Source organism: Parasedimentitalea marina (assembly GCF_004006175.1).
In the GTDB taxonomy this organism is placed as follows: Bacteria; Pseudomonadota; Alphaproteobacteria; order Rhodobacterales; family Rhodobacteraceae; genus Parasedimentitalea; species Parasedimentitalea marina.
Map to the genome: position 1 here is coordinate 26,280 of NZ_CP033222.1, position 24,334 is coordinate 50,613.

Below are 24,334 nucleotides of genomic sequence, written 5' to 3' on the forward strand. Positions count from 1 at the left end.
AAAACATACCCCCTAAATCCGACGCAATTTGCGATTACGTCAGACCTCGTCGCTGTATCTTGGTGCCGTCTGCTTCATTGCGAAAATCGCTTGGAAAAGGCCATAGCAAAACCGGGCAGGTCCATCACAAATAAGCCCCGCTTTGGTTGCGGATGTTTTCGGTCAACTTAATCCGCTCAATAGCGTTTGAAGTCGCGACCGTTGCAGACAGAAGTATTTCTATCATTACTATTGTTGAAACCACCGATGGGTAATAGTGCGGGCTTGTCGTCGGGGCAAAGAAGACATGGTCGGCATGCTCGACCAGGGGTGAACTGGCTTTGTCGGTCAGGGCAAATACTTTGGCTTTTCTCTTGCTTGCATAGGCCGCAGCTACGACCGTCTCTCGGGCATAAGGGGCGAAGGCCATCACAAGAGCGGTATCCTGTTCGGCAATCGAAGCGATGGTTTCAACCATCGTGGCGCTGCCCGAGTGATCGGTACGCAACCCCGGAATGGCCATTTGGCCAGTAGATTCCATCAATGCCGCCATCCAGTGCATGGACCCGGATCCTAGTATGAACGTGCGGTTTGAATTTTGGACGCATCTGGCGAATTCCTCGACCGCAGCAATGTCCAGAAGTTTCATCGTCTGGGCAATATTGCGGGTTGCAGCCTGGGCGATGTCATTGGAAAAATGATCGTCCTGACTTGAACCGACGCCGCTTTGCAATGCATCGGCGCGATTTCCAAACCCCTGGTTCACAAAGCGTTGCTGGAATTCACTGCGAAATGCCTCGTAACTTTCATAGTCCAGCGCACGGGCAAGCCTGAGCATTGTGGGCGAGGCGACATCGCAGGCCGTCGCAACAGTACGCATGGAATCAAATGCAATCCGGTCAGGATGGTCGAGCGCGTATCGCGCCGCCTTGCCAAGTTTTTTTGGCAGGTTTGGAAGAGCTTTTGCAAGCTGTTGATCAATTTGTGACATCTCAGCCGGGCTCCAATTTGTAGCGTTTGGCATGTTTCGCATAAATTCCGGTGGCTTGAAATTACGAAAAAAGGTAGCAGAAGAAATATACTTTGACAAGATGTACCAAGTGCTACAATTTGAGCCAACGAATCATTGCTTGGGGGGCAATTCGGTCCATGTCGCACTACTCGGCCTTTTCGGTCTTTAAGAACGCCATATCGGGCAATCGGCATTGGTCACGGGTCTGGCGAGATCCAGAGCCAAAACCGCATTACGATGTGGTGATTATCGGGGCAGGCGGACATGGTCTGGCCACAGCGTATTATCTTGCGCGAGAACACGGCATTCGAAACGTAGCGGTGATCGAAAAAGGATGGCTGGGCGGCGGTAACACCGGGCGCAATACTACAATAGTCCGCTCGAACTACATGATGCCCGGCAATACGATGTTTTATGAACGCTCCATGAAGCTGTGGGAAAACCTCAGTCAGGATCTGAATTATAATGTGATGATTTCCCAGCGCGGGCAGTACAATCTGTGCCATTCGCCTAGCCAGATGGATGCGGCGCGCCGACGTGGAAATGTACTGAGCGGCAACGGGATTGAAGCGGAACTGTTTGACCGCTCTGAGGTGAAGCGGCGGCTGCCCTATCTGGATTATACGCCGCAGGCACGGTTCCCGATCCACGGAGCAATTTTTCAGTCCCGCGCTGGAACCGCGCGCCATGATGCGGTTGCTTGGGGTTATGCGCGGGCTGCGGACCAGCAGGGTGTAGACATTATCCAGCAATGTGAAGTGACGGGATACATTTGGGATAAGGGAAAGATCGCCGGTGTCGAAACCACGCGGGGTGCAATTCGGGCGGGCAAAGTCGGGATGGCTGTGGCCGGTCACACCGGGCATCTGGCAGGTATGGCAGGTCTGCGGCTGCCGATCGAGACCCATGTATTGCAAGCCTATGTGACCGAACCGTTGAAACCGCTGGTGGATACAGTGATCTCGTTTGGTGCGGCGCATTTCTATGTCAGCCAATCTGACAAAGGCGGCCTGGTGCTGGGTGGTGATCTGGATGGATACAATTCTTATGCGCAGCGGGGCGGCTTGCCCATGGTCGAACACACTCTGGCCAGCGCCAAAGCGTTAATGCCCTCAATTTCCCGGCTCAAATTACTACGGCACTGGGCCGGAGTCATGGACATGTCGATGGATGGCTCTCCGATTATCGCGAAGACGCCGGTGGACGGGCTCTATCTGAACGGTGGCTGGTGTTACGGCGGCTTTAAGGCCACGCCGGCGTCGGGCTGGTGCTTTGCATGGACCATCGCCAAAGACCAGCCGCATGAGGACAATGCAGAATTCACGCTGAACAGGTTCGAGCGTGGATATCAAATTGATGAAAAAGGTGTCGGACCGCACCCCAATGCTCACTAAGGATTTGGCATAGATGATCAGGATTAACTGCCCAATATGCGGAACTCGAGACGAAAGCGAGTTCACCTATGGTGGAGATGCCACGGTGCGGCGCCCCGCGATGGAAGAGGACGCACCGGGACCATGGTTGGATTATGTTTTTATGCGCGATAACCCGCGCGGACCACATCGGGAATTCTGGCACCATGTGCAGGGCTGTCGCCAGTGGCTGGTGTTGGACCGCAATACTTTGACCCATGAAATTGGCACCTGTTTTCTTGCCAGGGATGCTGCGTGATGACTGGACGTCGACTTTCCACAGGCGGTCGTATTGACCGCAGCCAATCGCTTGATGCCCGGTTTGACGGGCGCCGACTGAAGGCACATCCCGGCGATACGCTGGCTTCCGCATTGGTAGCTTCGGGTGAGCAAATCGTGGCGCGTGGGTTCAAATACCACCGGGCACGCGGCGTTTATTCCGCAGGAGCGGAAGAACCCAACGCCTATGTGCACCTTAGAACCGGTGGGCGACACGAGCCAAACGCCCGGGCCACCACAACCGAGGCCTTTGGCGGTCTTATCGCGACGTCTCAGAATGCCTGGCCCGATGTGCGCCTGGATGCGGGCGCGGTTACTGGATATCTTTCACCATTTCTGAGCGCCGGGTTTTACTATAAAACCTTTATTGGCCCGTTCAATGGCACCAAGTACTGGATGTTCTGTGAGGGGCTGATCCGCAAGGCCGCTGGAATGGGGCGCGGTGTCAAGCGCGTCGATCCTGACAGCTATGAAAAGATAAATGCGTTTTGTGATTTGCTGGTGATCGGGGCCGGATCTGCAGGGCTGAGTGCGGCGTTGACGGCTGGCGCGGCGGGGGCCGATGTAATCCTGGTTGAACAGGATTTCGAACTTGGTGGCTCGCTGTTGTCCCAACCCGCGGGTGGCGCGAGTGATGATTGGTTGGCCGCAGTCAAATCTAAGCTGAAGGCTCTGCCCAACGTCCGGATCCTGACCCGTACAACCGCATTTGGGGCTTATGACGAGGACGTCTATGGTTTGGTTGAACGGGTCAGTGACCATTTGGTGGTGCCTCAAGACAACCAACCGCGCCAGCGGTACTGGCTGACACGGGCAAAGCAGACAGTGCTGGCCACTGGGGCGATTGAGCGTCCACTGGTGTTTGGCAACAATGATTTGCCAGGGGTGATGCTAGCGGCCTCGATCCAGGCATATGCGAACCGATTTGGTGTATTGCCGGGGCAGCGCATTGTGCTGTGTACAAACAATAACAGCGCTTATCAGGTTGCGGTGCAACTGGCTGCAGTTGGGGCCAATGTGACGCTGGTGGATAGCCGCAATTCAATTTCTGAAAACCTTGCTGAAACGCTGTCAAATTCTGGCGTAACAGTTCTGTTGGGCCGGTCAGTGATTGCCGCAAAGGGCCGCCGCAAAGTGGTGGCGGCGATGATCGTTCCGGTTGATACATCGGGCAAGGCCACAGGGACGGCTCAAAGGGTGGGTTGTGATGTGATAGGCCTGTCGGGCGGCTGGTCTCCGGTGGTGCATCTGTGGAGCCAGCGTTTTGGAAAACCCCGGTTTGACGAGGCCTCTGCGTCGTTTGTGCCAGACGATACCAGCCAGAATACAGTACACTGCGCCGGGCGAATGGTTGCACTCCAGACCTTGAGCGAGAGGGTGACTTCAGGGGGCAGGGCGGCAGATATGGCGCTAAAAGCCCTGTCCATGAAATTGGGTGACAACCCGGTTCCAAAAGTACCAGAAATTGCGCTGGATACAGGCTGGGCTGATGGCCTGCAGGCCATCTGGGCGGTGACCGACGCCAAGGGGAACACCAAGGGTAAGGCATTTGTAGACATTCAACATGATGTCAAGCTGACGGATATCGATCAGGCCTATAGCGAGGGCTATGTCTCGGTCGAACATCTAAAACGCTATACAACGGCTGGAATGGCACCGGATCAGGGCAAGACTTCCAACATTATCGCGCTGGCACGGGTTGCGGAACTGAGCGGCAGAACCATCCCCAATACCGGCACGACAACGTTCCGCCCACCCTATACGCCGGTGGCGATTGGCGCCCTTGTGGGCCATGAACACGGGCACCATTTTACCGCTACACGATATTCACCACTTCAAGATTGGCATGTGGCAAATGGCGCTGTGATGTCGGAGGCCGGGGCCTGGATGCGCCCGTGGTATTACCCGCAAGGCGATGAAACGCTGCGCGATGCCTATATTCGCGAGGCAACCCATGTGCGGGCCCATGTGGGAATGATCGATGTGTCCACGCTGGGCAAGATCGCTGTGCAGGGTCCGGACGCGGCCGAGTTTCTGAACCGCATCTATGTGAATGGCTGGAAAACGCTGCAAGTTGGACGGCTGCGCTATGGTGTTATGCTGCGCGAGGATGGGTTTGTGATGGACGACGGGGCCACGGCACGCCTGGGCGAGCTTGATTACTTTATGTCGACCACCACCGCCAATGCTGCCAAGGTTCTGGCGATGTCAGAGCATTTGCTGCAAACCGCGTGGAAAGATCTGAAAGTCCATGTCACCAGTGTGACCGATCAATGGGCGGCCTTTGCCATTGCTGGCCCCCAGGCCCGCAATGTGCTGCAATCCGTTCTGAAACAGGCGGACATCAGCCGTGCGGCGATGCCAAACAATCACTTTGTTTGCGACGTCATTGCAGGCGTTGATGTGCGTATTCACCGGATGAGCTATTCTGGTGAGCTGGCCTATGAGGTTTACGTCCCTTCTGGGCATGCTCTGCGCGTCTGGGATGCGCTACAGGATGCGGGCAAGCCGTTTGATTTGCAGCCCTACGGCACCGAGGCCATGGGGGCGCTGCGCATCGAAAAAGGCCATGTTGCGGGGCCGGAAATCGAGGGTCGTACAACGCTGAAGGATCTGGGACTGGAAGGATTTGCCTCGTCCAAGAAGCCCTTTGTCGGATCAGTCCTGAAAAACCGGCCCGTGCTAATTGACCCGGCTCGTACAACGCTGGTGGGGCTGAAGATTGTCGGCGACGCAGGCGCGCAGGCGGGATCGCTGATATATCCGAATGGACAGCCCGCTAAGGGTCATGGCGACGGTTGGGTTTCTTCCACAACCTATTCTCCGGCCTTGGGTAAAAGTATCGCGCTGGCACTGGTCAAAAATGGCAAATCGCGTATCGGCGAGGAGGTGCAGGTGGTCAACCATGTGAGCAATCAATCGTTGGTGGCACAGATTGTGTCTCCGCATTTCTTTGATCCTAAAGGGGAACGGCAAAATGCTTGATGTTCTCTCACCGCTTGGCAACGCCCAAAAGTTTGGACGATTTGGTGCTGAATGTGCCGCCGGGCCGGGCGTGTGCCTATCCGAAACACGGCTGACATCTCTTGTTCAGGTCGCGGGGTGGGGTGATTTTGAAGAACGGGTGATGCCGGGCTTGAAAAGCCTTGGCTTTGGGGATGCGGGCGATTTTCGCAAATGCCGTGTCAGCCGGGACATACAGCTTTTCCGGATATCCCCCGACCGGATACTGCTTGCATCCTTGTCACCTGTTCGCCTGCCGGGCACCTTGCAAAGCAGTGGATCCCTGGCGATGCTGGATGTGGGCCATGCGCGCAGTTCAATCGTCATAGAAGGGTCGTCTGCCGAAGAGGTCATGGCGCGTCTGGCCCCGGTTGATTTTCGGGAGGCTGCAATGCCCACTGGAGATTTTGTCCAGACCGGCATTCATCATGTGGGCGTATTGATCCACAGAACCTCAGCTACGCGGTTTGAAATCCTTACTCCGGTCACTTGGGCCCGCAGCCTTTGGGATTTCATCTGCCTGAATGCCGCACCGTTTGGCTATGACGTCAAGGGGGCCACATGACCGGATTGGGTGTCACAAAATCATTTGCGGGTTGGGCAAGTGAATTGCTTGCTACCGATATACCAGCCCATGTGCACCAGATCGCACACCGTGCCATGCTAGATACACTGGGTGCCATGCTTGCCGGAGGTGCCCATCAGGACATCAAAAAGCTTGCGGGCATTTGGCCCGCCTCAAACGGGGCTTGCGACCTTGCCACCGGCGGCAGGGCAACGGCAGAAACTGCGGCCCTTATAAATGGCGGTGCGGCCCATTTTTGGGATTTCGACGATACCAGCTATACTGGCATTATGCATGGATCTGCGGTGATTTTTCCTGTGGTGCTGGCATTGGCACAAGAAAAAGGCGCCTCAGAGGAAGAGGCCCGCACTGCCTTTGTCATTGGATCTGAAATCACCTATGTGCTGGCGGACATCTGCACCCATCAGCATTATTTTCGCGGTTGGTGGTCAACGGCGACATGTGGCCTTGTTGGGGCGGCGGCGGCGGCGGCTCGGCTGCTGGGATGCGATAGTAACCAAATCTGCCAGGCCATCGGTCTGGCCGCGGCTGCGTCCGGTGGGGCCAAATCAGTGTTCGGCACCCATGCTAAACCTTATCTGGTTGGAGAGGCCGCGCAACGGGCCATCATGATTGCCCGGTTTGTCGCAAGTGGACTGTCAGGGCCAGATGACGGGATCGAAGGGCAGACTGGATTCTTGCATCTTTTGAACAACGATGTGGAGGATCTACAACAAATCGAGACTCTGGGCCGACGCTGGCGCCTGGCTGATCCCGGCCTGTTGATTAAACTTTACCCGGTCTGTTCCGCAGCCCACGCCGCCACAGAAGAAATCGCGCGCCAAACCTTCCATGCAGGCCTGTCCCCGGACGACATTGACATGATCCGGGTGGAGGTGCCGAAACTTGTGCGCATTAGTCTGGTTCATGATCACCCCAAGACCCCAGCACAGGCCCAGTTCAGCCTGCCATTTGTCGCGGCCTGTGCGGTTATCAATGGGGCGGTTCGGCTGCAGGATCTGAACGTCGATGTCATTCAGTCCGCATCCATTCAGGCTGTCATGGCCAAGGTCCAAATTCATGAGGCAGCAGACTTGTCCACCCCTGAAGCCCGCCAACGGTTCCCTGAAAGCGCGCGGGTGCGGATTATCCTTAAGGATCAAACCGAACAAACAGGGTTTTGTGGTGAGGCCTACGGAATGCCCGAAAAACCGTTGAGTGACATTGATTTCCTGAAGAAGTTTCAAGGCTGCCTAGCCTTTGCCAATTGCGCGCTAAGTAAGCAGAATATCTTCGAAACCGATTTCCTATTGTTTGCGTCGGAACTATGCGCGCAAGTTGAGAAACTGCCGTCCACTCAATCAGAAACATAAAAAATAGCCGCACCTAAAGCGAGCAGTCCCGAACTAAGTTTATTATTCGCCACCGAACCGGGAAAAACCGGCAGCGTGGCCCAACAAGGAGAAGACCATGTTCAAGACAATTACAAAAAGAACAGCTATGGCCGCGGCGCTTGGCGCTTTTGCTTTTGCCGCCATGCCCGCACAGGCAGACGTCATTGATGACATCAAGGAGCGTGGTATTTTGCGCGTGGCGGTCAAGGCGGATTACAAGCCCTACGGATTTCGGGACACGTCCGGTGCCATCATCGGCATCGAGCCTGAGCTGGCGCAAGATGTGGCCGACGAACTGGGTGTGGAGATAGAATTTGTGCCGGTGGTCAGTTCCAACCGCATGCAGTTCCTGCAACAGGGCAAGGTTGATCTGTTAATCGCCACGATGACCGACAAGCCTGATCGGCGCAAAGTGATCTCGATCGTCGATCCGAACTACTATTCATCGGGCACCAACATCATGGCCCCCAAAAGCTTTGGGTTTACACAATGGGAAGACCTGCGGGATAAGCCGGTTTGTGGCATTCAGGGCGCGTTTTACAACAAAAAAACCGGTCGGGATTTTGGTGCCAAAATTGTAGCCTTCAAGGGAACAGCCGAAGTCTATGCAGCCTTGAAAGCCGGCAATTGTGTGGCCTTTGTCTATGACGATTCCTCGCATGTTGCCACATTGGAGCGGGAGGAATGGGCCGATTATGAAATGCCGCTGCCGACAATTGACGATGCCCCTTGGGGTCTTGCCGTGGCACTGGGCGAGACGCGGTTTCACGACATGATGGGTGACATGATCGAAGGCTGGCACAAGTCCGGTCGCATTCTGGAGCTGGAAACAAAATGGGGTGTTACCAACACGCCTTTTGCTCTGACAATGCACGATCAGTACAAATAAAATTTCAAAGCGTGGCGGTGAAGCATTCTGGTTTCACCGCCACGAACAGAAATAGGTCGCAAAGACCGGGTTAGGGGGGAGAGCTGATGGATGCATTTTTTGAATGGTTCAGAGTGTTATATGACGAGACTGGAATAAACCTTCCGTTTCTCTATGACAGTTATGACCGGAACCGTATGATTGACGGCTTTTTCATGACGATTAAGTTGTCTGTAGTTTGTTTGTTCTTCTCGATCATCATCGGCATTATTGGCGCCTGGCTGCAAAACTCGCCCTTTAAATGGACCCGCCGGATTATGAACGGCTATATTCAGTTGTTCCGAAATACTCCGCCGTTGGTTCAATTGTATTTCTTCTACTTCGCCATCTCTTCACTGCTGCCGACAATGTCCAATGGGTATGGCGGGCAACAGCCTATTCTGGGTGGATTTGCCTGGGCGGCGATCTCCCTGTCGTTCTTTGCCGGGGCCTTTAACGTGGAAATTTTTCGATCCGGGATCGAGGCAGTGCCAGATTCAACCATCGAAGCAGCCGAAGCCCTGGGGTTCTCACGCCTTACGATCTATTTGCACATCACTTTGCCTCTGGCCATTCGTGTGGCCCTGCCTGCCTTGAACAACAATCTGGTCAATCTGGTGAAAACAACCACCTTGGCCTACGCGATTGCGGTGCCCGAGATGTTGTATGAAGCCAATCAAATCTGGTCGGACAATGTCAATGTGACAGAGATGATGGTCTTTCTACTGCTAACGTATTTTGTCTTGGTCGGTGTCCTTGTTTGGGTCATGCACCGTTGGGAAAAACGGCTGAAAATACCTGGGTTTGGGGCATGAGGAGCGGCTTGGAAATGAACAATTCAAATCACAAAATCATGCCGGTCATGATGGCCCCCAGACCACGGCCCAATGATCGGTTTCAACTGCAATCCTGGCATGGTTATGTGCTGGCGGCAATTTGCGTTGCGGCGGGTGTTCCTGCGGCATTTGCGGCCACGGACCCCGGGCAGGCAGGCATGTTTGAGACGCTGCTGCGGTGGATGCCATTGCTGCTGAAAGGCTTTATCTTCAACATTGTCATTTCCATCAGTGCCATGGCCGTCGGAACGCTGGTCGGTGCTGCGCTTGGGCTCGGGCAGATCTCGTTGAACCCGTTTGTTCAGAAAATCGCTTGGATCGTAACCCAGTTTTTCCGCAATGCACCTTGGCTGGTTTTATTGTTCTTTGCCATGTTCCTGCTGCCGTTCGAGGTGAAAGTCTTTGGCCTGACCATTCCCCTGCCTGATTGGCTGAAAGCGATATTGGGGCTGTCTTTGCCTGTCATGGCCAACGTTTCGGAAATTGTGCGCGGTGCGATACAATCCCTGCCCAGCGGGCAATGGGAAGCCGCCGAGAGCCTGGCGTTTTCGCGCACCCAAGTGTTGTGGCGGATCATCTTGCCGCAATGTGTGAAACGCATGCTACCGCCGTGGATGAACCTCTATTCTATTTTGACAATGGCCACCGTTCTGGCCTCGATCGTCGGAGTGTCCGAGGTCATGACGCTGACCGGGCAGGCCCTGGCGGCGGAAGGTGGGCGCAGTGATCTGTTGATCCCGTTCTATTCATTCGTTTTGCTTCTTTTCTTTGCCTACTGCTACCCGATTGCCCGGTGGACAGTGCGGCTGGAAAAGAAATTCTCTGTTATAACTTGAAGGATGACCAATATGGCCTGGACCGATCAAGAACCAATGGTGTCCATCAAGGACGTGCGTAAATCTTTTGGGGCCCTTGAGGTTCTCAAAGGTGTTTCCCTGGATGTGATGAAAGGTGAGGTGATTTGCATCATCGGCCCTTCGGGATCGGGTAAATCAACACTTATCCGATGCGTGAACGCGCTTAACGACATTCAGGGGGGATCTATTCGTGTCGAAGGACAAGAAGTGAATGACCCTGACTTGGATAAGCTGGAACTGCGCAAGAAAGTGGGAATGGTGTTTCAACAATACAATTTGTTCCCGCATAAAACGGCCCTCGAAAACATCATGATGGCCCCACTTCTTGTTTTGAAGGAAGATAAGACTGACGTCGAAAAGCTGGCCCGCAGCCTGATCAAAAAGGTGCGCCTGGAAGGTAAGGAAGACAGTTACCCAGGTGAATTGTCGGGTGGCCAGCAGCAACGTGTGGCCATCGCGCGATCCCTGGCCATGAGCCCTGATGTCATGCTGTTTGACGAAGTGACGGCGGCGCTTGATCCGGAAACGGTTAATGAGGTTTTGCTGACGATCAAGGAGTTGGCGCAGGATGGCATGACTTGCATTCTGGTGACCCACGAGATGGCGTTTGCCCGGGAAGTGGCGGATCATATCTATTTTACAGATCGCGGGGTGATTGTTGAACATGGTACACCTGCTTCATTTTTCGACGAAGCCAAAGACCCAAGAACAATTGAGTTTCTCGGCCAAATCCTCTGATTGATGAGCGGGTTAATGGGTGACTGAAGGAAATTCAATGTGCAGTGAGATCGACAGTCTGGGTGCAGTCGGTATCCCGGACGGGGCTTGATTTGGAACCAACACAGTTCGCGGGGCAGAGAATTTTGCCACAGCCATTTCCAGCGCTTGTGATGAAATCATTGCTGGCCAGCACCACCACAATTTTATCGTAACGTTGGCCGAGGGCTCGGGTGGCACCTCCACGAATATCAATTTCAACGAGGTCATTGCCAATCGGGCCGGCCAGATATTTTGGGCGATCCGCTTGGGTCCTTTGCACGTATCAGCCCCGATGATCACGTCAATCTCTTCGGGCTTGGGTCTCTTGATGGCCGTCTATGGTTCTCCGGTTTCCTAATCATAGGCGCGGCCCACTTTGGAGGGATGTTCAAGCTATTTTCTGGAAAAGATCAGGACGCTATGTCGAGAAAGGCGGATCGGGCTATCTCCCGTTTTGGGCACCGCTCGTAATTTAACTTGAGGACAGTCAAATTTTTTTTGTTTGAGATTGCGCCGTTGCTGTCTGATCATTTTCAAACACATTTAGTGTATTTGAGGGCAGCAAAGTTTATCGCGACGCGTTCGAGCAGAATGACGACCGGTGATCGTAGGGTGTCGCCCCATTGCTGCCGAGGCCAAACACAGGAAACGCATCAAACTGGGCCTTCTGGATTTGCGTATCCTACGATCGCGACGGGAAACATTAGGAAGGATCACCCCGCCTTTAGTCCGGAGTGAAATCGCCTGAAATGATGAAAAGGAGCTACCATTGAACCTGCATAGCGAGGCCTCGAAGGGCATTATGCTGAGTGCTCCGGCAACGCTTTATGTCGGATTTCTGGTTGCCGCGCCGCTTGTCATTCTTGTGGTCTATTCGATGTGGACACAAACATATGTAAGCATTGAAAAGACCCCGACGCTGGCAAATTATCGGGAGGCTTTTTTTGATCCTCTGGTGCGCCACCTGATGATCCGATCAATCTTGATCGCTGCGGTGGTGACAATCGCAACGGTGGCGCTGGCCTATCCAATTGCTTACTTTATCGCCCTAAAGGCGCGCCGAAAAACACTGTGGTTGTTACTGATCACCATTCCGTTCTGGTCAAGCTACCTTCTTCGGGTCTTTGCCTGGAAGCTGATCCTGGGGTTCAATGGGGTGCTGAATTCGGCACTTATGGCCCTTGGGCTGATCGACACGCCGCTCACGTTTCTTTTGTACAATGAATTTGCCGTTGTTCTGACGTTGGCCCATGCCTGGGCGCCGTTTGCCATCCTGCCGATTTTTGTCTCGCTACAAAAGATCGATCCAAGCCTGTTGGAAGCTGCCACAGACCTAGGCAATAGCGCATTCGAGAGTTTTCTGCGGGTGACGCTGCCACTAACGGTTCCGGGGATTATCGCGGCCAGCCTGATCATTTTCATTCCAACTGTGGGCGACTACGTAACCCCGTCTTTGGTGGGCGGATCTGATGGTAAGATGATCGCCAATCTGATCCAGGTGCAATTTGGCGCTGCTAATAACTGGCCTCTGGGCGCAACGATGTCGCTGTTGGCAATGTTGTCCGTTGGTTTTGTTGCCTTAGTTTTCGTTATTTCCGCCACCGGACTGGGGAGACGTATCCGATGAAACGTTTTTTGGGCTTGCGCACTTATACGCTTGTATATCTGGCCTTCCTGTATTTGCCGGTGCTGCTGTTGCCGCTGTTTTCCTTTAACGATGGCACCATCGTTGCCTTTCCGATCAAGGGCTGGACGCTGAAATGGTATGGGCAGCTGGGCGCACAGGACACCCTAGTCCAGGCACTGATGAACAGCCTGGTGGTGGGTGGATTGGCTGCGTTGCTGGCCACTTCGATGGGGCTGTTTGCAGCCCGTTCCTATGTCCGTTACCGTTTTCGCGGCAAGAAAGTTTCCGAAGCTCTGGTGATGCTGCCGCTGGTGGTGCCGGGCATCATTGTCGCCTCGTCGATGCTCGTGTTGTTCATCTCGCTGGGGCTGAAGCCGTCACTGACTGCGGTGATCCTTGGGCACACGTTTCTGGCGCTGCCATTTTCTGTCTCGATCATGAAATCGGCCTTTGACGATTTTGATGTCTCACTGGAAGAAGCTGCCTATGATCTGGGGTCAGGGGTCTTCGAGACATTCCGCCGCGTGACCCTGCCGATGGTTGCACCGGGAATCGTCGCCAGCCTGCTGGTTTCCTTTACCGTCAGTTTTGATGAATTCGTACTGGCCTTCTTTCTGTCTGGAAACGAGCCGACCCTGCCGGTCTATATCTGGAGCCAGATCCGCTTCCCGGCCAAGCTACCCAACACCCTGGCACTCGGCTCGCTTTTGCTGCTGGCTTCGGTGCTGCTGCTGGTAGTCGCAGAATTCTTCCGCCGCCGTTCAACCAAATCGCTTGTATGAGGCTCTGATGACTGAAACCAATATTATCGAAATGACCGGCGTACAAAAGCGGTTTGGAAAGTTCATGGCCGTGAACGACCTGACGCTGAACCTGCGGGAGGGTGAGTTCTTTTCTCTTCTGGGCCCGTCTGGGTGCGGCAAGACCACAGCGTTACGGATGATCGCCGGGTTTCAGGAACCGACCAAGGGCCAGATCTCTATCGACGGGCAGGACATGCAGGGTATCGCGTCCAACCAACGTCCAACCAATATGGTGTTTCAAAGCTACGCGATCTTTCCGCATCTGAATGTCGGCAACAATGTCGCCTATGGGCTGCGCAACCGGGGCATCTCGAAGTCCGAGATCGATCAACGGGTGGCCGACGCACTGGAAATGGTCGAGTTAGACGGGCTACAAAGCCGCGGTGCGACCGAGCTTTCGGGTGGGCAGCGCCAGCGCGTTGCCCTAGCCCGCGCGTTGATCATGCGCCCCAAGGTGTTGCTACTGGACGAGCCGCTGTCAGCGCTTGACAAGAAATTGCGCGAGCAGATGCAATTCGAAATGCGCCGTCTGCAACGCAGTCTTGGCATCACCTTTGTTATGGTTACCCATGACCAATACGAAGCCATGACCATGTCGGACCGTATTGGCGTGATGTTTGAGGGCAAGCTGGTGCAGGTAGACGAGCCAGCAACTCTTTATGCCAAACCGAGCAACCAGGATGTAGCCTCTTTCATTGGCGAAATGAATTTCCTGCCGGCGCAAGTCACCGATGAAAAAGACGGCTCTTTAGTGATCTCAACCCCATGCTTTGACGGCATGAAAATTGAAAAAAACCCAAACGCGACCACCAGTGGTGCGAACATCTTGGTCGGCATCCGTCCAGAACAACTGGAGATAGCAGTAGAAAAACCAGACGGCTATGACGCGACCTTTCAGGGCATCGTTAGTGACGTCGCATTTTATGGTGAAAATGTGCACTACCATGTGCGAGTTGACGGCGTCGAAAAGCCGATTGCTGCTTCGGTGCCCAACTATTTTCACACGGTCGATTTCCGCCAAGGCGATACCGTCTGGATAGGCGTGCACAGCGCTTCGGTAATTGCTCTGAGACAGGACGAAAAATAATATCAAAACGGGAGAAGAACACATGAAATTCACACCCATTAAGGCCATCACCATCGCTACGGTGCTGCCGGCGTCGATGGCGATGGCAGACGGTTCCGCATTGACGGTTTTTGACTGGTCCGGGTACGAGGATCCGGGCTTTTTCGGTGCTTACGTGACCAAGCATGAAGAGGCACCGTCTTATACGTTTTTCGGCAGCGTCGACGAGGCCTTTACCAAACTGCAATCCGGTTTTGACGCCGATCTGGCACATCCCTGCTCGGATGCCGTGCGCAAATGGCATGCAGCTGGCCTGCTGCAGCCGCTGGACACCAGCAAGCTAACAAACTGGGGTACGATGCTGCCCGAGGTCAAGAATGCGGACGGTGTCATGATCGACGACCAAGTCTGGATGATGCCTTTTGAATGGGGCAATACTGGCCTGATCTACCGTACTGACAAAATCACCGATGCGGCGGTGTCGTTGCAATTATTGGCGGATCCAGCCTATCAGGGCAAAGTGTCCATTCCGGACGGTGCATCCAGCTCTTATGCCTTGGCAAGCCTGGCAACGGGTAACGGGGCTGACTATACCAATCTGGATGATGCGCAGTTCCAGCAGGTCTCGGATTTTCTGCGAGAGGTACATAAGAATGTGCGCTTCTACTGGACCGATGCTGGCCAGTTGGATCAGGCCATGGCCTCGGGCGAGGTCGATATGGGCTGGGCCTGGAACCAATCCGAGCTGAACCTGATCTGGAACGAAGTCCCGGCCAAGATGATGCGTGACCCTGAAAAAGGTGTGGCCACTTGGGTCTGCGGATATGTGCACTTGAAATCCTCGACCACACCTGTGGACCAGGTTTATGACCTGCTGAACGCTCTGTCTGAACCAGAAAGCGGCAAATACATCATCGAGAACTGGGGCTACCCGCACGCCAACGCCGAAGCTTATCCGATTTCCGATCAGGCGCTGGTTAAGCAATACGGTTTTGACGATCCAAAGGCAGTGTTCGAAGGTAGCCTGTTCTTTGATGCCGTTGACCCGGCATTGGATGCCAAAATGCTGAAAGAGTTCGAGCGAATTAAGGCCGGTTTCTAAATTGGCCGCCATCAGCGCCTATGTGCAAATGTGACAATAAACCTCAAGCTTGTGTGCTGGCCAATGAAAGGAAATTGCAGCCCAGTGCACAAACTTGCGACTGAACTGTCAAACGCGGGCTGATCCTTTGGCTATCATATAGCACTCCAGCCAATCCCAGCACATGTCTTGAATGCTGTCTTTGTCGACCACATTGGGGTTCAGGCATCTCTCGAACCAGACGCCTTCCAGAAACACCAACAGGAAGGTTGCAAACGGTTTGGGATCAATCGAAATCTCGCGTTCTTCCACGAGGTCCCCAACAAGCTGCTCAAAGGCAGCTTGCTGGTGTTTAAATGTAGTCTCAAACGCGGTTTTAAGCGAAGGAATGGTCTGTGAGAGGCTCCAGAAACCTGTGTAGGTACCAATTGTACCAGCCTCGGACCATTTAGTCGAAAAATACAGCGCAAATAGCTTTTTTAGCCGGTCTTCGGCAGAGATATCTGTGTCGCTGATAACTGCATGAATTTCGGCAATGTATTGCTGCGCCATCTCTTGGTAGGCTTCGATGAACAAGCTGTCCTTGCCGCTGAAGTAATGAGTGAGCAGACCGGGCGACACATTCAAGTCCTTGCAAATCTCCCGCACGCCGGCCCCCTGAGCGCCGTATTTTGACAGGGAATCTCTGGCCGCTTGCAGCAGCAACTGGCGTCGGTCCGCAGGATTGAGACGCTGCTTTTTTTCCTTGGCCATAGTGGATTGGTCCCTGCCTGTGTTTGCCTGGATGGATACTGTTACAACAGTTGACTGGGGATGCAATCGGCAGTCCTGAATTACAGGGCAGGCGTCATTCAAACGGGTCTATTGCTATTCGGGGCGAAGCTAAAACAAAGTATCGGATTTTAACTTGAGGCTGGGTGTCTACCAGGGGGCATAATAGTCACCGACATGCCAATGTCAGCGGCAGACATGGCGAGCCATTCCCAGAAACTTGCAGCGTGGCTTGCTGGGACCAAGAGATCAAAGGCTGTCGGGGATTTTCGATGCAGGTGCACCCGCGTGTGCGCCATCAAAGTGACGGCGCATTGGCCCGTCTCAAGACCGTCCAGATCCAGTACACATCCCTTGGCTATCAACGTTCGGGCGTCCTGTCCGTCAATGCCCAGGCAAAGAAAACCGTCATTGGCGTTGCTTACTGCGGCAATACCATCCAGTGCCAGCATCAGCTCTTGTTCGCGTTCAGCTTTGTCTTGTCCAGCAATCAGGAACCAACAGTTCTTTCCCGCCCAGGCCAGACAGGAACCAACAGTTTCGTCAAAGCATCCCGGCGCGGGCAGAGCAGTAAACCCGAAACCAGACAATGCCTGTTCGACGGCTTGTCGACATGCCCCAAACGGCATAATCCGAATTACGGCCCTACCAGTGAGGATCCTGACAGAAACGCCTGCCGTGTTGGCCGGAGAGGCCGCCGTCGCGAAATTAATGCCGTCGAGACAGTATAGGGGATGGGCCTTAGCTGCGCACACGTTCATTCTCCGGGTCATAAAAGTGATGGGACACGATTTCGGCTGGAACCGGCTTTTCTTTGTGCAATGGATCTACAATCTCAACGATCTCACCCAGCCGTTCGCGCCCATTGCTTACCAGTGCGATGCCGATGTATCGCTCTAATGTTGGGCTCCATGCGGCCGAAGTGACATAGCCAAGATCATTTTGTGGTGCCAAAGCGGCACCCTTGGGGATCACATGGACCCCTTGCCGAAACCCCATTGAAGGATCCAGTGGTTTAAGTCCTACCACCACCTCCCGATTTGGGTCGGTCAGACCGGGACGATTGCTCAGCGCGCGACCGACATAGTCTTTTTTAGTCGACATCATCGTGCCAAGACCCAGATCGTTTGCGGTGGTGAATTTGTTCAGCTCCGAGCTAACATGACCCTTTTCAATGCGCAGTACGTCAAGCGCCTCGACGCCATAGGGGGAGATGCCAAACTCCTGCCCCTCCTGCTCCAGCGCTTCGGCCAGGGTGCGGCCAAACCGGGAGGGCACATATATTTCATAGGCCAGTTCGCCCGAGAAACTGATCCGGAACAACCGGGCTGGAATGCCACCCAAAACGGTACAGGTGCGCGCAGCCAGGAAGGGCAAAGCGTCATTGCCGGTGTCCATCTCATCAACAATCCGCGACAGGACATCCCGTGCATGGGGGCCGGCCAGGGCAATGCCCGCCCAGTCCTCGCCCACATCGGCAAAAACAAGGTCCAACTCGGGCCACAGAACCTGATGGCAGTATTCCAGATGGCTCAGCACGCTTTCTAATTCTGCCGAGGTGGTGGTGACAAAGAAATGGGTTTCAGCCAATCGCGAAACCGTGCCGTCGTCCATGACAATCCCGTCTTCACGCAGCATCAACCCATAGCGGGACTTGCCCACCGGCAGTTTGGCAAAGCCGTTGCTATAGACCTTGTTCAGAAATTCAGCGGCATCGGGGCCTTGCAGATCGATCTTACCAAGTGTCGATACATCGCAAAATCCGACAGCATTGCGCACCGCCAGAACTTCGCGGTTGATCGCCTGCTGCATGGTTTCGCCGGGTTGCGGAAAGTACTGACTGCGGTGCCACAGACCGGATTCGATGAACACACCGTCTTTGTTTTCGACCCAGCCATGTAAAGGCGTGCGCAAGATCGGTCGCCAGTGTTTGCCACGCGAGCGCCCGGCTAGCACACCAAGGCTGACGGGACGGTACGGCGGCCGAAACCCGGTTGTGCCAACTTGCCCCATCGGCTTGTCCAGCGCCTTTGACATTGCGGCAATGCCGTGAACGTTCGAGGTCTTGCCCTGATCTGTCGCCATACCCATGGTCGTGTAGCGCTTCACATGTTCGACCGAGCGATAGCCCTCTCGCGTGGCCAGCGCGATATCCGACTCGGTGACATCATGTTGCAGATCGACGAATTTCTTTGACCTCCCCGAGGTCGACTCGAAATAGGCAAAATTCTGGGTGCGCTCTTCAGCAGCCTCTAGAACTGAAGTATACACCGTCAAGACATCCGGACTGTTGGCCGCAATACGCTGCGCGGCAATCTGACCTGTCAGGTCGGCATGCATGCGACAGTCATCTCTGTGTTCAAGCCCGGCAAGGCTGCCGGTGCACAGGAAATCATCGCCCGCCATATGCTGCGGCAGGAAGGCTTGCAACTGCTCGCTCCAGCGCGGTTTCTGGCCACGTTGTGCCAGCAGTTGCACCGCCGGATTCCAGCCGCCAGACACACAGACAAGATCGCAGGGTAACTTGCGGGTGCTGCCATCAGGCCCGCGCAGTGTCACGGCCTTGACGCGCGTGCGCCCATGAACGGTCACGATCTCTTCGCCCTTGCGCGCATCCACTGTAGCGGCAAGTTCAATCCCAGCCTGCCGCAGCAACCTGGGTAGCCCATCTGTGCTATTGTTTGTCGTGAAAATGACCGCACGTTTGCCAGCACGCACGCCAAAGTCGCGTATGTACCGCTCCACCGCAGAGGCAAGCATGACACCGGGTTTGTCGTTGTTGCCAAAGATCAACGATCGTTCATGCGCCCCTGTTGCCAGCACAATCTGCTTGGCCACAATTTTCCACAGACGTTGACGCGGTTGGTAGGTTTCTGACGTCTTTAAATGATCCGAGACCTGCTCAACCGCGCCAAAGGTCATGCTGTCGTACCAGCCAAACACCATGGTGCGGGTAAGGATCTGGACATTCTCCATGGCTTGCAGTGCTGTGATGGCTTGCTGGAGCCCGTCGTCGTCATGGCCGCCAAGATGGGCGTGTTCCTCGATCAGCGTCACGCGCGCGCCAGTCTGGGCGGCAGACCGGGCGGCCTCAATCCCGGCAATGCCACCACCAACAACCATGATGTCGCAATGATGAAAAGTCTTCTCATAGCTTGCCGGGTCGATCTCACCCGACAGGCGGCCCATACCGGCCGCACGACGGATTATCGGTTCATACACCCGGGTCCAGAATTTGGCGGGCCATTTGAACGTTTTGTAATAGAAACCCGCTGCAAAGAAAGGCGCAAACAGTTGGTTGACAGACAGCAGATCAAATCGCAGTGACGGCCAGCGGTTCTGGCTATGGGCCTCTAGCCCGTCATAGAGTTCGACCATGGTGGCGGCGATATTCGGCTCTTGCCGTGCCCCACTGTGCAGCTGGACAAGGGCGTTTGGTTCATGCGGATCGCAGGTGAACACCCCGCGCGGGCGATGGTATTTAAAGCTGCGTGCAACAAGGGTGACACCGTTTGCCAACAGGGCCGAGGCCAGAGTGTCGCCTTCATAACCGGTGTAGGTTTTGCCGTCGAAAGTGAAGCTAACAGGCCGAGCCCTGTTAATGCGGTCGCCGCCTGTTGAGCGATTTCTCTGGCGGCTCATGTTTGGGCATCCTGGGTTGGGCGGGTTTCGCTCACTTGGGTGATCTCATGGGTAACGGTGTTGCGTTCGACGATTAGCCAGCTGCCGCAGCCCTGCGCGTGGCGCCAATGTTCGCGATGGATGCCTTTGGGATTGTCACGCAGATAGACATACTCCACCCACTGCTCCATCGGCGCCTCCTTATCAGGCCGCGTGACCGTGGCGTCACCGCGATAGATAAATTCGTCCAGAGGGCGTTCACCGCAAAGGGGACAGGAAATTCGCATTATAGTCAGCCCTCGTTAGTGATGGTTGGGGAAGGGGCCACCACCGGTGGCGTCCACTGGGCGGCCCTGTGCAAAGCGGTCCAGATGGAACGGCGCATTGAAGTCATGCGGCGCATCATTTGCCACGGTGTGGGCAAAACACCAGGCCGCGCCAGGGATCGCTTTGAATCCGGTATAGTTCCAGCCACCACTGAGATAGAGACCCTCGATCGGGGTTTTGCAGATCAAGGGTGACCCGTCCATGGTCATATCGACAACACCGGCCCAATGCCGCAACAGGCGCACCCGGCCCAGCGTCGGCAAGAACATCATCATGGCTTCGGCGACGTCTTCGACGATTGGCAAATTGCCACGCTGCGCAAAACTGTTGTAGCCGTCGACCATACCGCCAAAGACCAATCCGCCCTTGTCCGACTGACTGACGTAAAGGTGCCCAACGCCAAATGTTGCTACCGTGTTGATACAGGGTTTCACGGCCTCGGATACAAAGGCCTGCAGTTTGTGGCTTTCCACCGGGAGCTTGATCCCGGCCATGTCCATCACTTGACTGGTGTGACCTGCCACAGCAACGGCAACCTTGCCCGCACCAATTCGACCCCGGCTTGTCTCGACCCCCGTGGCCTCGCCGTTGGGACCGCGACTAATACCGGTGACTTCGCAGTTTTGAATAATATCGACACCCATCTGATCGGCGCCGCGCGCGTAGCCCCAGACCACCGCGTCATGACGTGCATTCCCGGCCCGAGGTTGCAACAAACCACCCAGGACGGGAAAACGGCCGTTGTTTTCATCAACCATCGGCATCATCTCAAGCACTTGTTGCCGGTCTAGCATCTCGGCATCGACACCATTTACGATCATCGCATTGCCCCGGCGCACCGCCTCGTCGCGCTGACCGTCCGTGTGGAAAATGTCCAACACGCCACGTTGGGAGAACATGACGTTGTAGTTCAGATCTTCGCTTAGCCCCTCCCACAGTTTGAGAGACCATTCCAGCAGAGGAATTTCGCTGTTCAGCAAATAGTTAGAGCGCACGATAGTGGTGTTGCGACCAACATTTCCGCTGCCTATCCAACCTTTTTCGACAACTGCCACATTGGTTATGCCGTGGTTTTTGGCCAGGTAATATGCGGTGGCCAGACCATGACCACCACCACCTATGATTACCACGTCATAGTGCTTCTTTGGTGCTGGATGGCGAAAGGCCTCGGGCCAGCCCTTGTGACCTTGCAGCGCCTGCTTCACCAAGGAAGTGATCGAGTATTTCATTGTCACCGATGCTGTTGGAGGCCAAGTTGGATAAATGCTTCTGTGGTTGGATTTTGCCGCAATCACCGGGATTTCAGACAGGGCAAAAAATTTCACCAGTGACTAAATAAAATCAAAGGTTGAGGCCGTGCAGGTTTCCGTGCAGTTTAAGTAAATTCAATTCTTACGGTTTAAGTTCATGAAAAGACGGCTACCCCCGTTTGCGGCGATCAAGGCTTTTGAGGCGGCCGCTTCCCATTGCAATTTTCAGTTGGCCGCCAAAGAATTGGGTATATCGGCTTCGGCTGTCAGCCATCAGATCAAGGCACTTGAAGACTTTATCGGAATGGCTTTGTTCATCCGTCGCAACAATCGGCTGATTTTGCGTGAGGAAGGCAAGGCCTACTATGATCAGCTTTGTGTTGCGCTGGATGGGATCGAAAGTGCCACAGAGGGCATTATGCGATCTTCCGGTCGATCCCAGATTACGGTGAATTTGTTTCCCTCGTTGGCCGATGTCTGGTTAATTCCGCGCCTTGGGGATTTTTATCAGAAACATCGTGATATTGATATCAAACTCAGCACATCAGACCTGATCGGCGACACCCTGAACAGAGAAGCTGATTTTGCTTTGGTATACCTTTCCGAAGATGATTTGCCAGAAGGTGCGGTTGTCTTATTTGCCGATGAAATTCTTCCGGCCGCTGCCCCGGATTATCTTGCGGAACACAAGGCGGTAAAATCACCGCGGAGTCTGCTTGAGCACCCGTTGATCACGAGCTTGTCCGAGGAAGACGAATGGAACTATTGGTTCGCCAAACACGGCATTCATGACACGCAACAGGCCCATTACTTGGATCTGGATATGTGCTCTAGCTGCCTGAAGGCAGCCAAAGAACGTATGGGGATCACCATGGGACGCAGGCCTTATCTGGATGACGATCTGGTTTCCGGCAAACTTGTGGCGCCGCTGCACAGGAAAATTTCCACTGGGTTTTGCCTTGCTCTGGTGACCACACCGCGAGGGCGGGACCTTCCCTATGGTCCGCGCTTTTGCAACTGGCTGATCGAAGCAAGCCTGGAATCCGAAACTATCTGGTCTGAATTCACTTAGGTCCAAGCCGGCAACTGTGCACCGGGATGAAACCGCACTTATGATCCGCATATTGGTAATACGAGTGTCGCCGATGCATGGAAACATGTTGCGTCGGTGACGTCTTCGTGCTTCTCTCCTGAGTAATTGTACAGCTGTACAGTAATGTAGAGCTGCCAGTAGGGAGGACATCATGGCACGTAGTTCAGCACGCAGACGAAACAGTGGAAACTCCAGAGCGGGCCGCTCTGGCACTGCGATCACGCAACAGCCCTGGGAACAGCTTCGGTATCGGACTGCACCCACGGATGTCCTGAGCGCGGATCAGATTGAGGCGATCCACCAGGCATCCCTGACAATTCTGGAAGAAATCGGTTGTAAGGTGCTGGATCCAGAGGCACGGCGCTATCTGGAAAATGCCGGTGCCAAGGTGGATCACGGCGAAGAGATGGTCTGGATGGACCGCGGCTTGGTTGAGGAAAAGTTGAAGTTACCGCCTTCCTCTTTCACGCTGCATGCGCGCAACCCGGCAAAAAACCTGAAACTTGGGCAGGACTATGCGATCTTTGCTTCGGTCGGAGGGCCAGCTTTTGTGTCTGACCTCGACAAGGGGCGGCGTGCGGGCACCTATGCCGAGATGTGCGATTACATCCGCCTGGTGCAGGGTCTGAATATCATTCATCAGGAAGGGGGTGGCCCGTTTGAGGCGCTGGACTTACCGCAGGAAAGCCGCCACCTGGATTTGCACCATGCTCAGATCACGCTGACGGATAAAAACTGGCAGCCCTGGGGGCTGGGCGCCGATCGGGCGCGGGACGGCTTGGAAATGGCCGCAATTTCATTTGGATGTTCGCGGGAAGATCTGATCGACAGGCCTGTCTTTACCACCGTGATCAACACCAATTCACCATTGCAAATCGACGGTCCAATGGGCGAAGGTCTGGTCGAGATGGCCAAACACGGCCAGCCAGTGATCATCACGCCCTTTACCCTGGCCGGTGCAATGTCACCGATCACATTGGCGGGTGCTCTGACCCAGCAGAATGCCGAAGCACTGGCGGGTATCGTACTGGCACAATGCGTCCGCTCTGGCACGCCGGTGATTTATGGCGGCTTTACCACCAACGTCGACATGAAAACCGGCTCCCCTGCCTTTGGCACTCCTGAATATACGTTGGCTGCGCAGGCCACCGGGCAACTCGCCCGCCGTTATGACATTCCGTTCCGGTCCAGCAATGTCACCGCGTCGAATGCCATGGATGCGCAGGCGGCCTATGAAAGCCAGATGTCAATTTGGGGCGCCATGAGCGGTCACGTCAACCTGCTCAACCAGGGAGCCGGCTGGCTGGGGGGAGGGCTGGTTGCTTCATTCGAGAAGCTTATCGTCGATGCCGAGATGCTGCAGATGATGGCCGCGACGCAAAAGCCAATAGAAGTTACGGATGAGAGCATTGGGCTGGAGGCCATTCGGGAAGTAGGCCCCTGCGGCCACTTTTTTGGAACTCAGCACACGCTGGATCGCTATCAAACCGCTTTTTATACCCCGATAGTTTCGGACTGGGATAACTATGAGAACTGGAGTGATCGCGGCGGCTTGGATACGACGCAAAGGGCCAATGCAATCTGGAAACAGCTGCTATCCGAATACGTCCAGCCGCCGATAGATCCGGCAATAGACGAGCAGCTTAAGGACTACATGGCGCGCCGGAAGCAGGAAATTCACAAGTAAGATTG

Annotated in this window: 22 protein-coding genes; 15 read left to right on the forward strand and 7 right to left on the reverse strand. The window is 54.7% G+C overall.

Going from position 1 to position 24,334, the window contains the following annotated elements:
* Positions 1-124 precede the first annotated feature (124 nt).
* A complete protein-coding gene (locus tag EBB79_RS23310; protein WP_127751420.1) occupies positions 125-1,069 on the reverse strand; it encodes a MurR/RpiR family transcriptional regulator in 945 nt (314 codons plus the stop codon).
* A gap of 59 nt (positions 1,070-1,128) precedes the next feature.
* On the opposite strand from EBB79_RS23310, the gene EBB79_RS23315 reads away from it, so the two are divergent.
* The 9 genes from EBB79_RS23315 to EBB79_RS23355 all read left to right on the forward strand — a co-directional run bounded on the left by EBB79_RS23315 (position 1,129) and on the right by EBB79_RS23355 (position 10,982).
* Positions 1,129-2,385: a sarcosine oxidase subunit beta family protein gene (locus tag EBB79_RS23315; protein ID WP_127751421.1), complete on the forward strand. Its 1,257-nt coding sequence runs from the start codon at positions 1,129-1,131 to the stop codon at positions 2,383-2,385.
* Positions 2,386-2,398: 13 nt separating this feature from the next.
* On the forward strand, positions 2,399-2,662 hold the full coding sequence (locus EBB79_RS23320; protein WP_127751422.1) for a sarcosine oxidase subunit delta: 264 nt from the start codon (positions 2,399-2,401) through the stop codon (positions 2,660-2,662).
* Entirely contained in the window at positions 2,662-5,667 is a 3,006-nt protein-coding gene (locus tag EBB79_RS23325) for a sarcosine oxidase subunit alpha family protein (protein ID WP_127751423.1), read from the forward strand. Before EBB79_RS23320 ends, EBB79_RS23325 begins: the two co-directional genes overlap by 1 nt.
* Positions 5,660-6,250 carry a sarcosine oxidase subunit gamma gene (locus tag EBB79_RS23330; protein WP_127751424.1) on the forward strand — a complete coding sequence of 197 codons (591 nt, stop codon included), beginning with the start codon at positions 5,660-5,662 and terminating at the stop codon, positions 6,248-6,250. The genes EBB79_RS23325 and EBB79_RS23330 overlap by 8 nt, the downstream gene beginning before the upstream one ends.
* Positions 6,247-7,623 carry an MmgE/PrpD family protein gene (locus EBB79_RS23335; protein ID WP_127751425.1) on the forward strand — a complete coding sequence of 459 codons (1,377 nt, stop codon included), beginning with the start codon at positions 6,247-6,249 and terminating at the stop codon, positions 7,621-7,623. Before EBB79_RS23330 ends, EBB79_RS23335 begins: the two co-directional genes overlap by 4 nt.
* A gap of 97 nt (positions 7,624-7,720) precedes the next feature.
* Complete coding sequence (locus tag EBB79_RS23340) at positions 7,721-8,533, forward strand: transporter substrate-binding domain-containing protein (RefSeq protein ID WP_127751426.1); 813 nt, start codon at positions 7,721-7,723, stop codon at positions 8,531-8,533.
* 86 nt (positions 8,534-8,619) lie between these two features.
* The gene (locus EBB79_RS23345; protein ID WP_127751427.1) at positions 8,620-9,366 is read left to right on the forward strand and encodes an amino acid ABC transporter permease; all 747 of its coding nucleotides are present in this window, start codon (positions 8,620-8,622) and stop codon (positions 9,364-9,366) included.
* A gap of 14 nt (positions 9,367-9,380) precedes the next feature.
* A complete protein-coding gene (locus tag EBB79_RS23350; protein WP_238705175.1) occupies positions 9,381-10,223 on the forward strand; it encodes an amino acid ABC transporter permease in 843 nt (280 codons plus the stop codon).
* Positions 10,224-10,235: 12 nt separating this feature from the next.
* Positions 10,236-10,982, forward strand: coding sequence for an amino acid ABC transporter ATP-binding protein (locus EBB79_RS23355; protein WP_420850431.1), 747 nt, complete (start codon positions 10,236-10,238; stop codon positions 10,980-10,982).
* 34 nt (positions 10,983-11,016) lie between these two features.
* Here the strand turns inward: EBB79_RS23355 and EBB79_RS25500 are convergent, their stop codons facing one another.
* The gene (locus tag EBB79_RS25500; RefSeq protein WP_338045829.1) at positions 11,017-11,283 is read right to left on the reverse strand and encodes a hypothetical protein; all 267 of its coding nucleotides are present in this window, start codon (positions 11,281-11,283) and stop codon (positions 11,017-11,019) included.
* 522 nt (positions 11,284-11,805) lie between these two features.
* Here EBB79_RS25500 and EBB79_RS23365 point away from each other — a divergent pair.
* The 4 genes from EBB79_RS23365 to EBB79_RS23380 are packed head-to-tail and all read left to right on the forward strand — an operon-like array spanning position 11,806 to position 15,601.
* Positions 11,806-12,630, forward strand: a complete 825-nt coding sequence (locus EBB79_RS23365; protein WP_127751495.1) for an ABC transporter permease — start codon at positions 11,806-11,808, stop codon at positions 12,628-12,630.
* Complete coding sequence (locus tag EBB79_RS23370) at positions 12,627-13,412, forward strand: ABC transporter permease (RefSeq protein ID WP_127751429.1); 786 nt, start codon at positions 12,627-12,629, stop codon at positions 13,410-13,412. The genes EBB79_RS23365 and EBB79_RS23370 overlap by 4 nt, the downstream gene beginning before the upstream one ends.
* Before the next feature lie 7 nt (positions 13,413-13,419).
* Complete coding sequence (locus EBB79_RS23375; protein WP_127751430.1) at positions 13,420-14,520, forward strand: ABC transporter ATP-binding protein; 1,101 nt, start codon at positions 13,420-13,422, stop codon at positions 14,518-14,520.
* A gap of 22 nt (positions 14,521-14,542) precedes the next feature.
* Entirely contained in the window at positions 14,543-15,601 is a 1,059-nt protein-coding gene (locus tag EBB79_RS23380) for an ABC transporter substrate-binding protein (RefSeq protein WP_127751431.1), read from the forward strand.
* Between the two features lie 108 nt (positions 15,602-15,709).
* Here the strand turns inward: EBB79_RS23380 and EBB79_RS23385 are convergent, their stop codons facing one another.
* The 5 genes from EBB79_RS23385 to EBB79_RS23405 form a co-directional block, all read right to left on the reverse strand.
* Positions 15,710-16,333 carry a TetR/AcrR family transcriptional regulator gene (locus tag EBB79_RS23385; RefSeq protein WP_127751432.1) on the reverse strand — a complete coding sequence of 208 codons (624 nt, stop codon included), beginning with the start codon at positions 16,331-16,333 and terminating at the stop codon, positions 15,710-15,712.
* Positions 16,334-16,482: 149 nt separating this feature from the next.
* Entirely contained in the window at positions 16,483-16,980 is a 498-nt protein-coding gene (locus tag EBB79_RS23390) for a sarcosine oxidase subunit gamma (protein ID WP_164860913.1), read from the reverse strand.
* Between the two features lie 112 nt (positions 16,981-17,092).
* Positions 17,093-19,993 carry a sarcosine oxidase subunit alpha family protein gene (locus EBB79_RS23395; RefSeq protein WP_127751434.1) on the reverse strand — a complete coding sequence of 967 codons (2,901 nt, stop codon included), beginning with the start codon at positions 19,991-19,993 and terminating at the stop codon, positions 17,093-17,095.
* Entirely contained in the window at positions 19,990-20,259 is a 270-nt protein-coding gene (locus EBB79_RS23400) for a sarcosine oxidase subunit delta (RefSeq protein ID WP_127751435.1), read from the reverse strand. The genes EBB79_RS23395 and EBB79_RS23400 overlap by 4 nt, the downstream gene beginning before the upstream one ends.
* 15 nt (positions 20,260-20,274) lie before the next feature.
* Complete coding sequence (locus tag EBB79_RS23405; protein WP_127751436.1) at positions 20,275-21,528, reverse strand: sarcosine oxidase subunit beta family protein; 1,254 nt, start codon at positions 21,526-21,528, stop codon at positions 20,275-20,277.
* 178 nt (positions 21,529-21,706) lie between these two features.
* On the opposite strand from EBB79_RS23405, the gene EBB79_RS23410 reads away from it, so the two are divergent.
* Together EBB79_RS23410 and EBB79_RS23415 are read left to right on the forward strand one after the other, a co-directional pair.
* Positions 21,707-22,621: a LysR substrate-binding domain-containing protein gene (locus tag EBB79_RS23410; protein ID WP_127751437.1), complete on the forward strand. Its 915-nt coding sequence runs from the start codon at positions 21,707-21,709 to the stop codon at positions 22,619-22,621.
* A 172-nt stretch (positions 22,622-22,793) separates the two neighbouring features.
* Positions 22,794-24,329, forward strand: coding sequence for a trimethylamine methyltransferase family protein (locus EBB79_RS23415; RefSeq protein WP_127751438.1), 1,536 nt, complete (start codon positions 22,794-22,796; stop codon positions 24,327-24,329).
* The last annotated feature ends 5 nt before the right edge of the window (positions 24,330-24,334 follow it).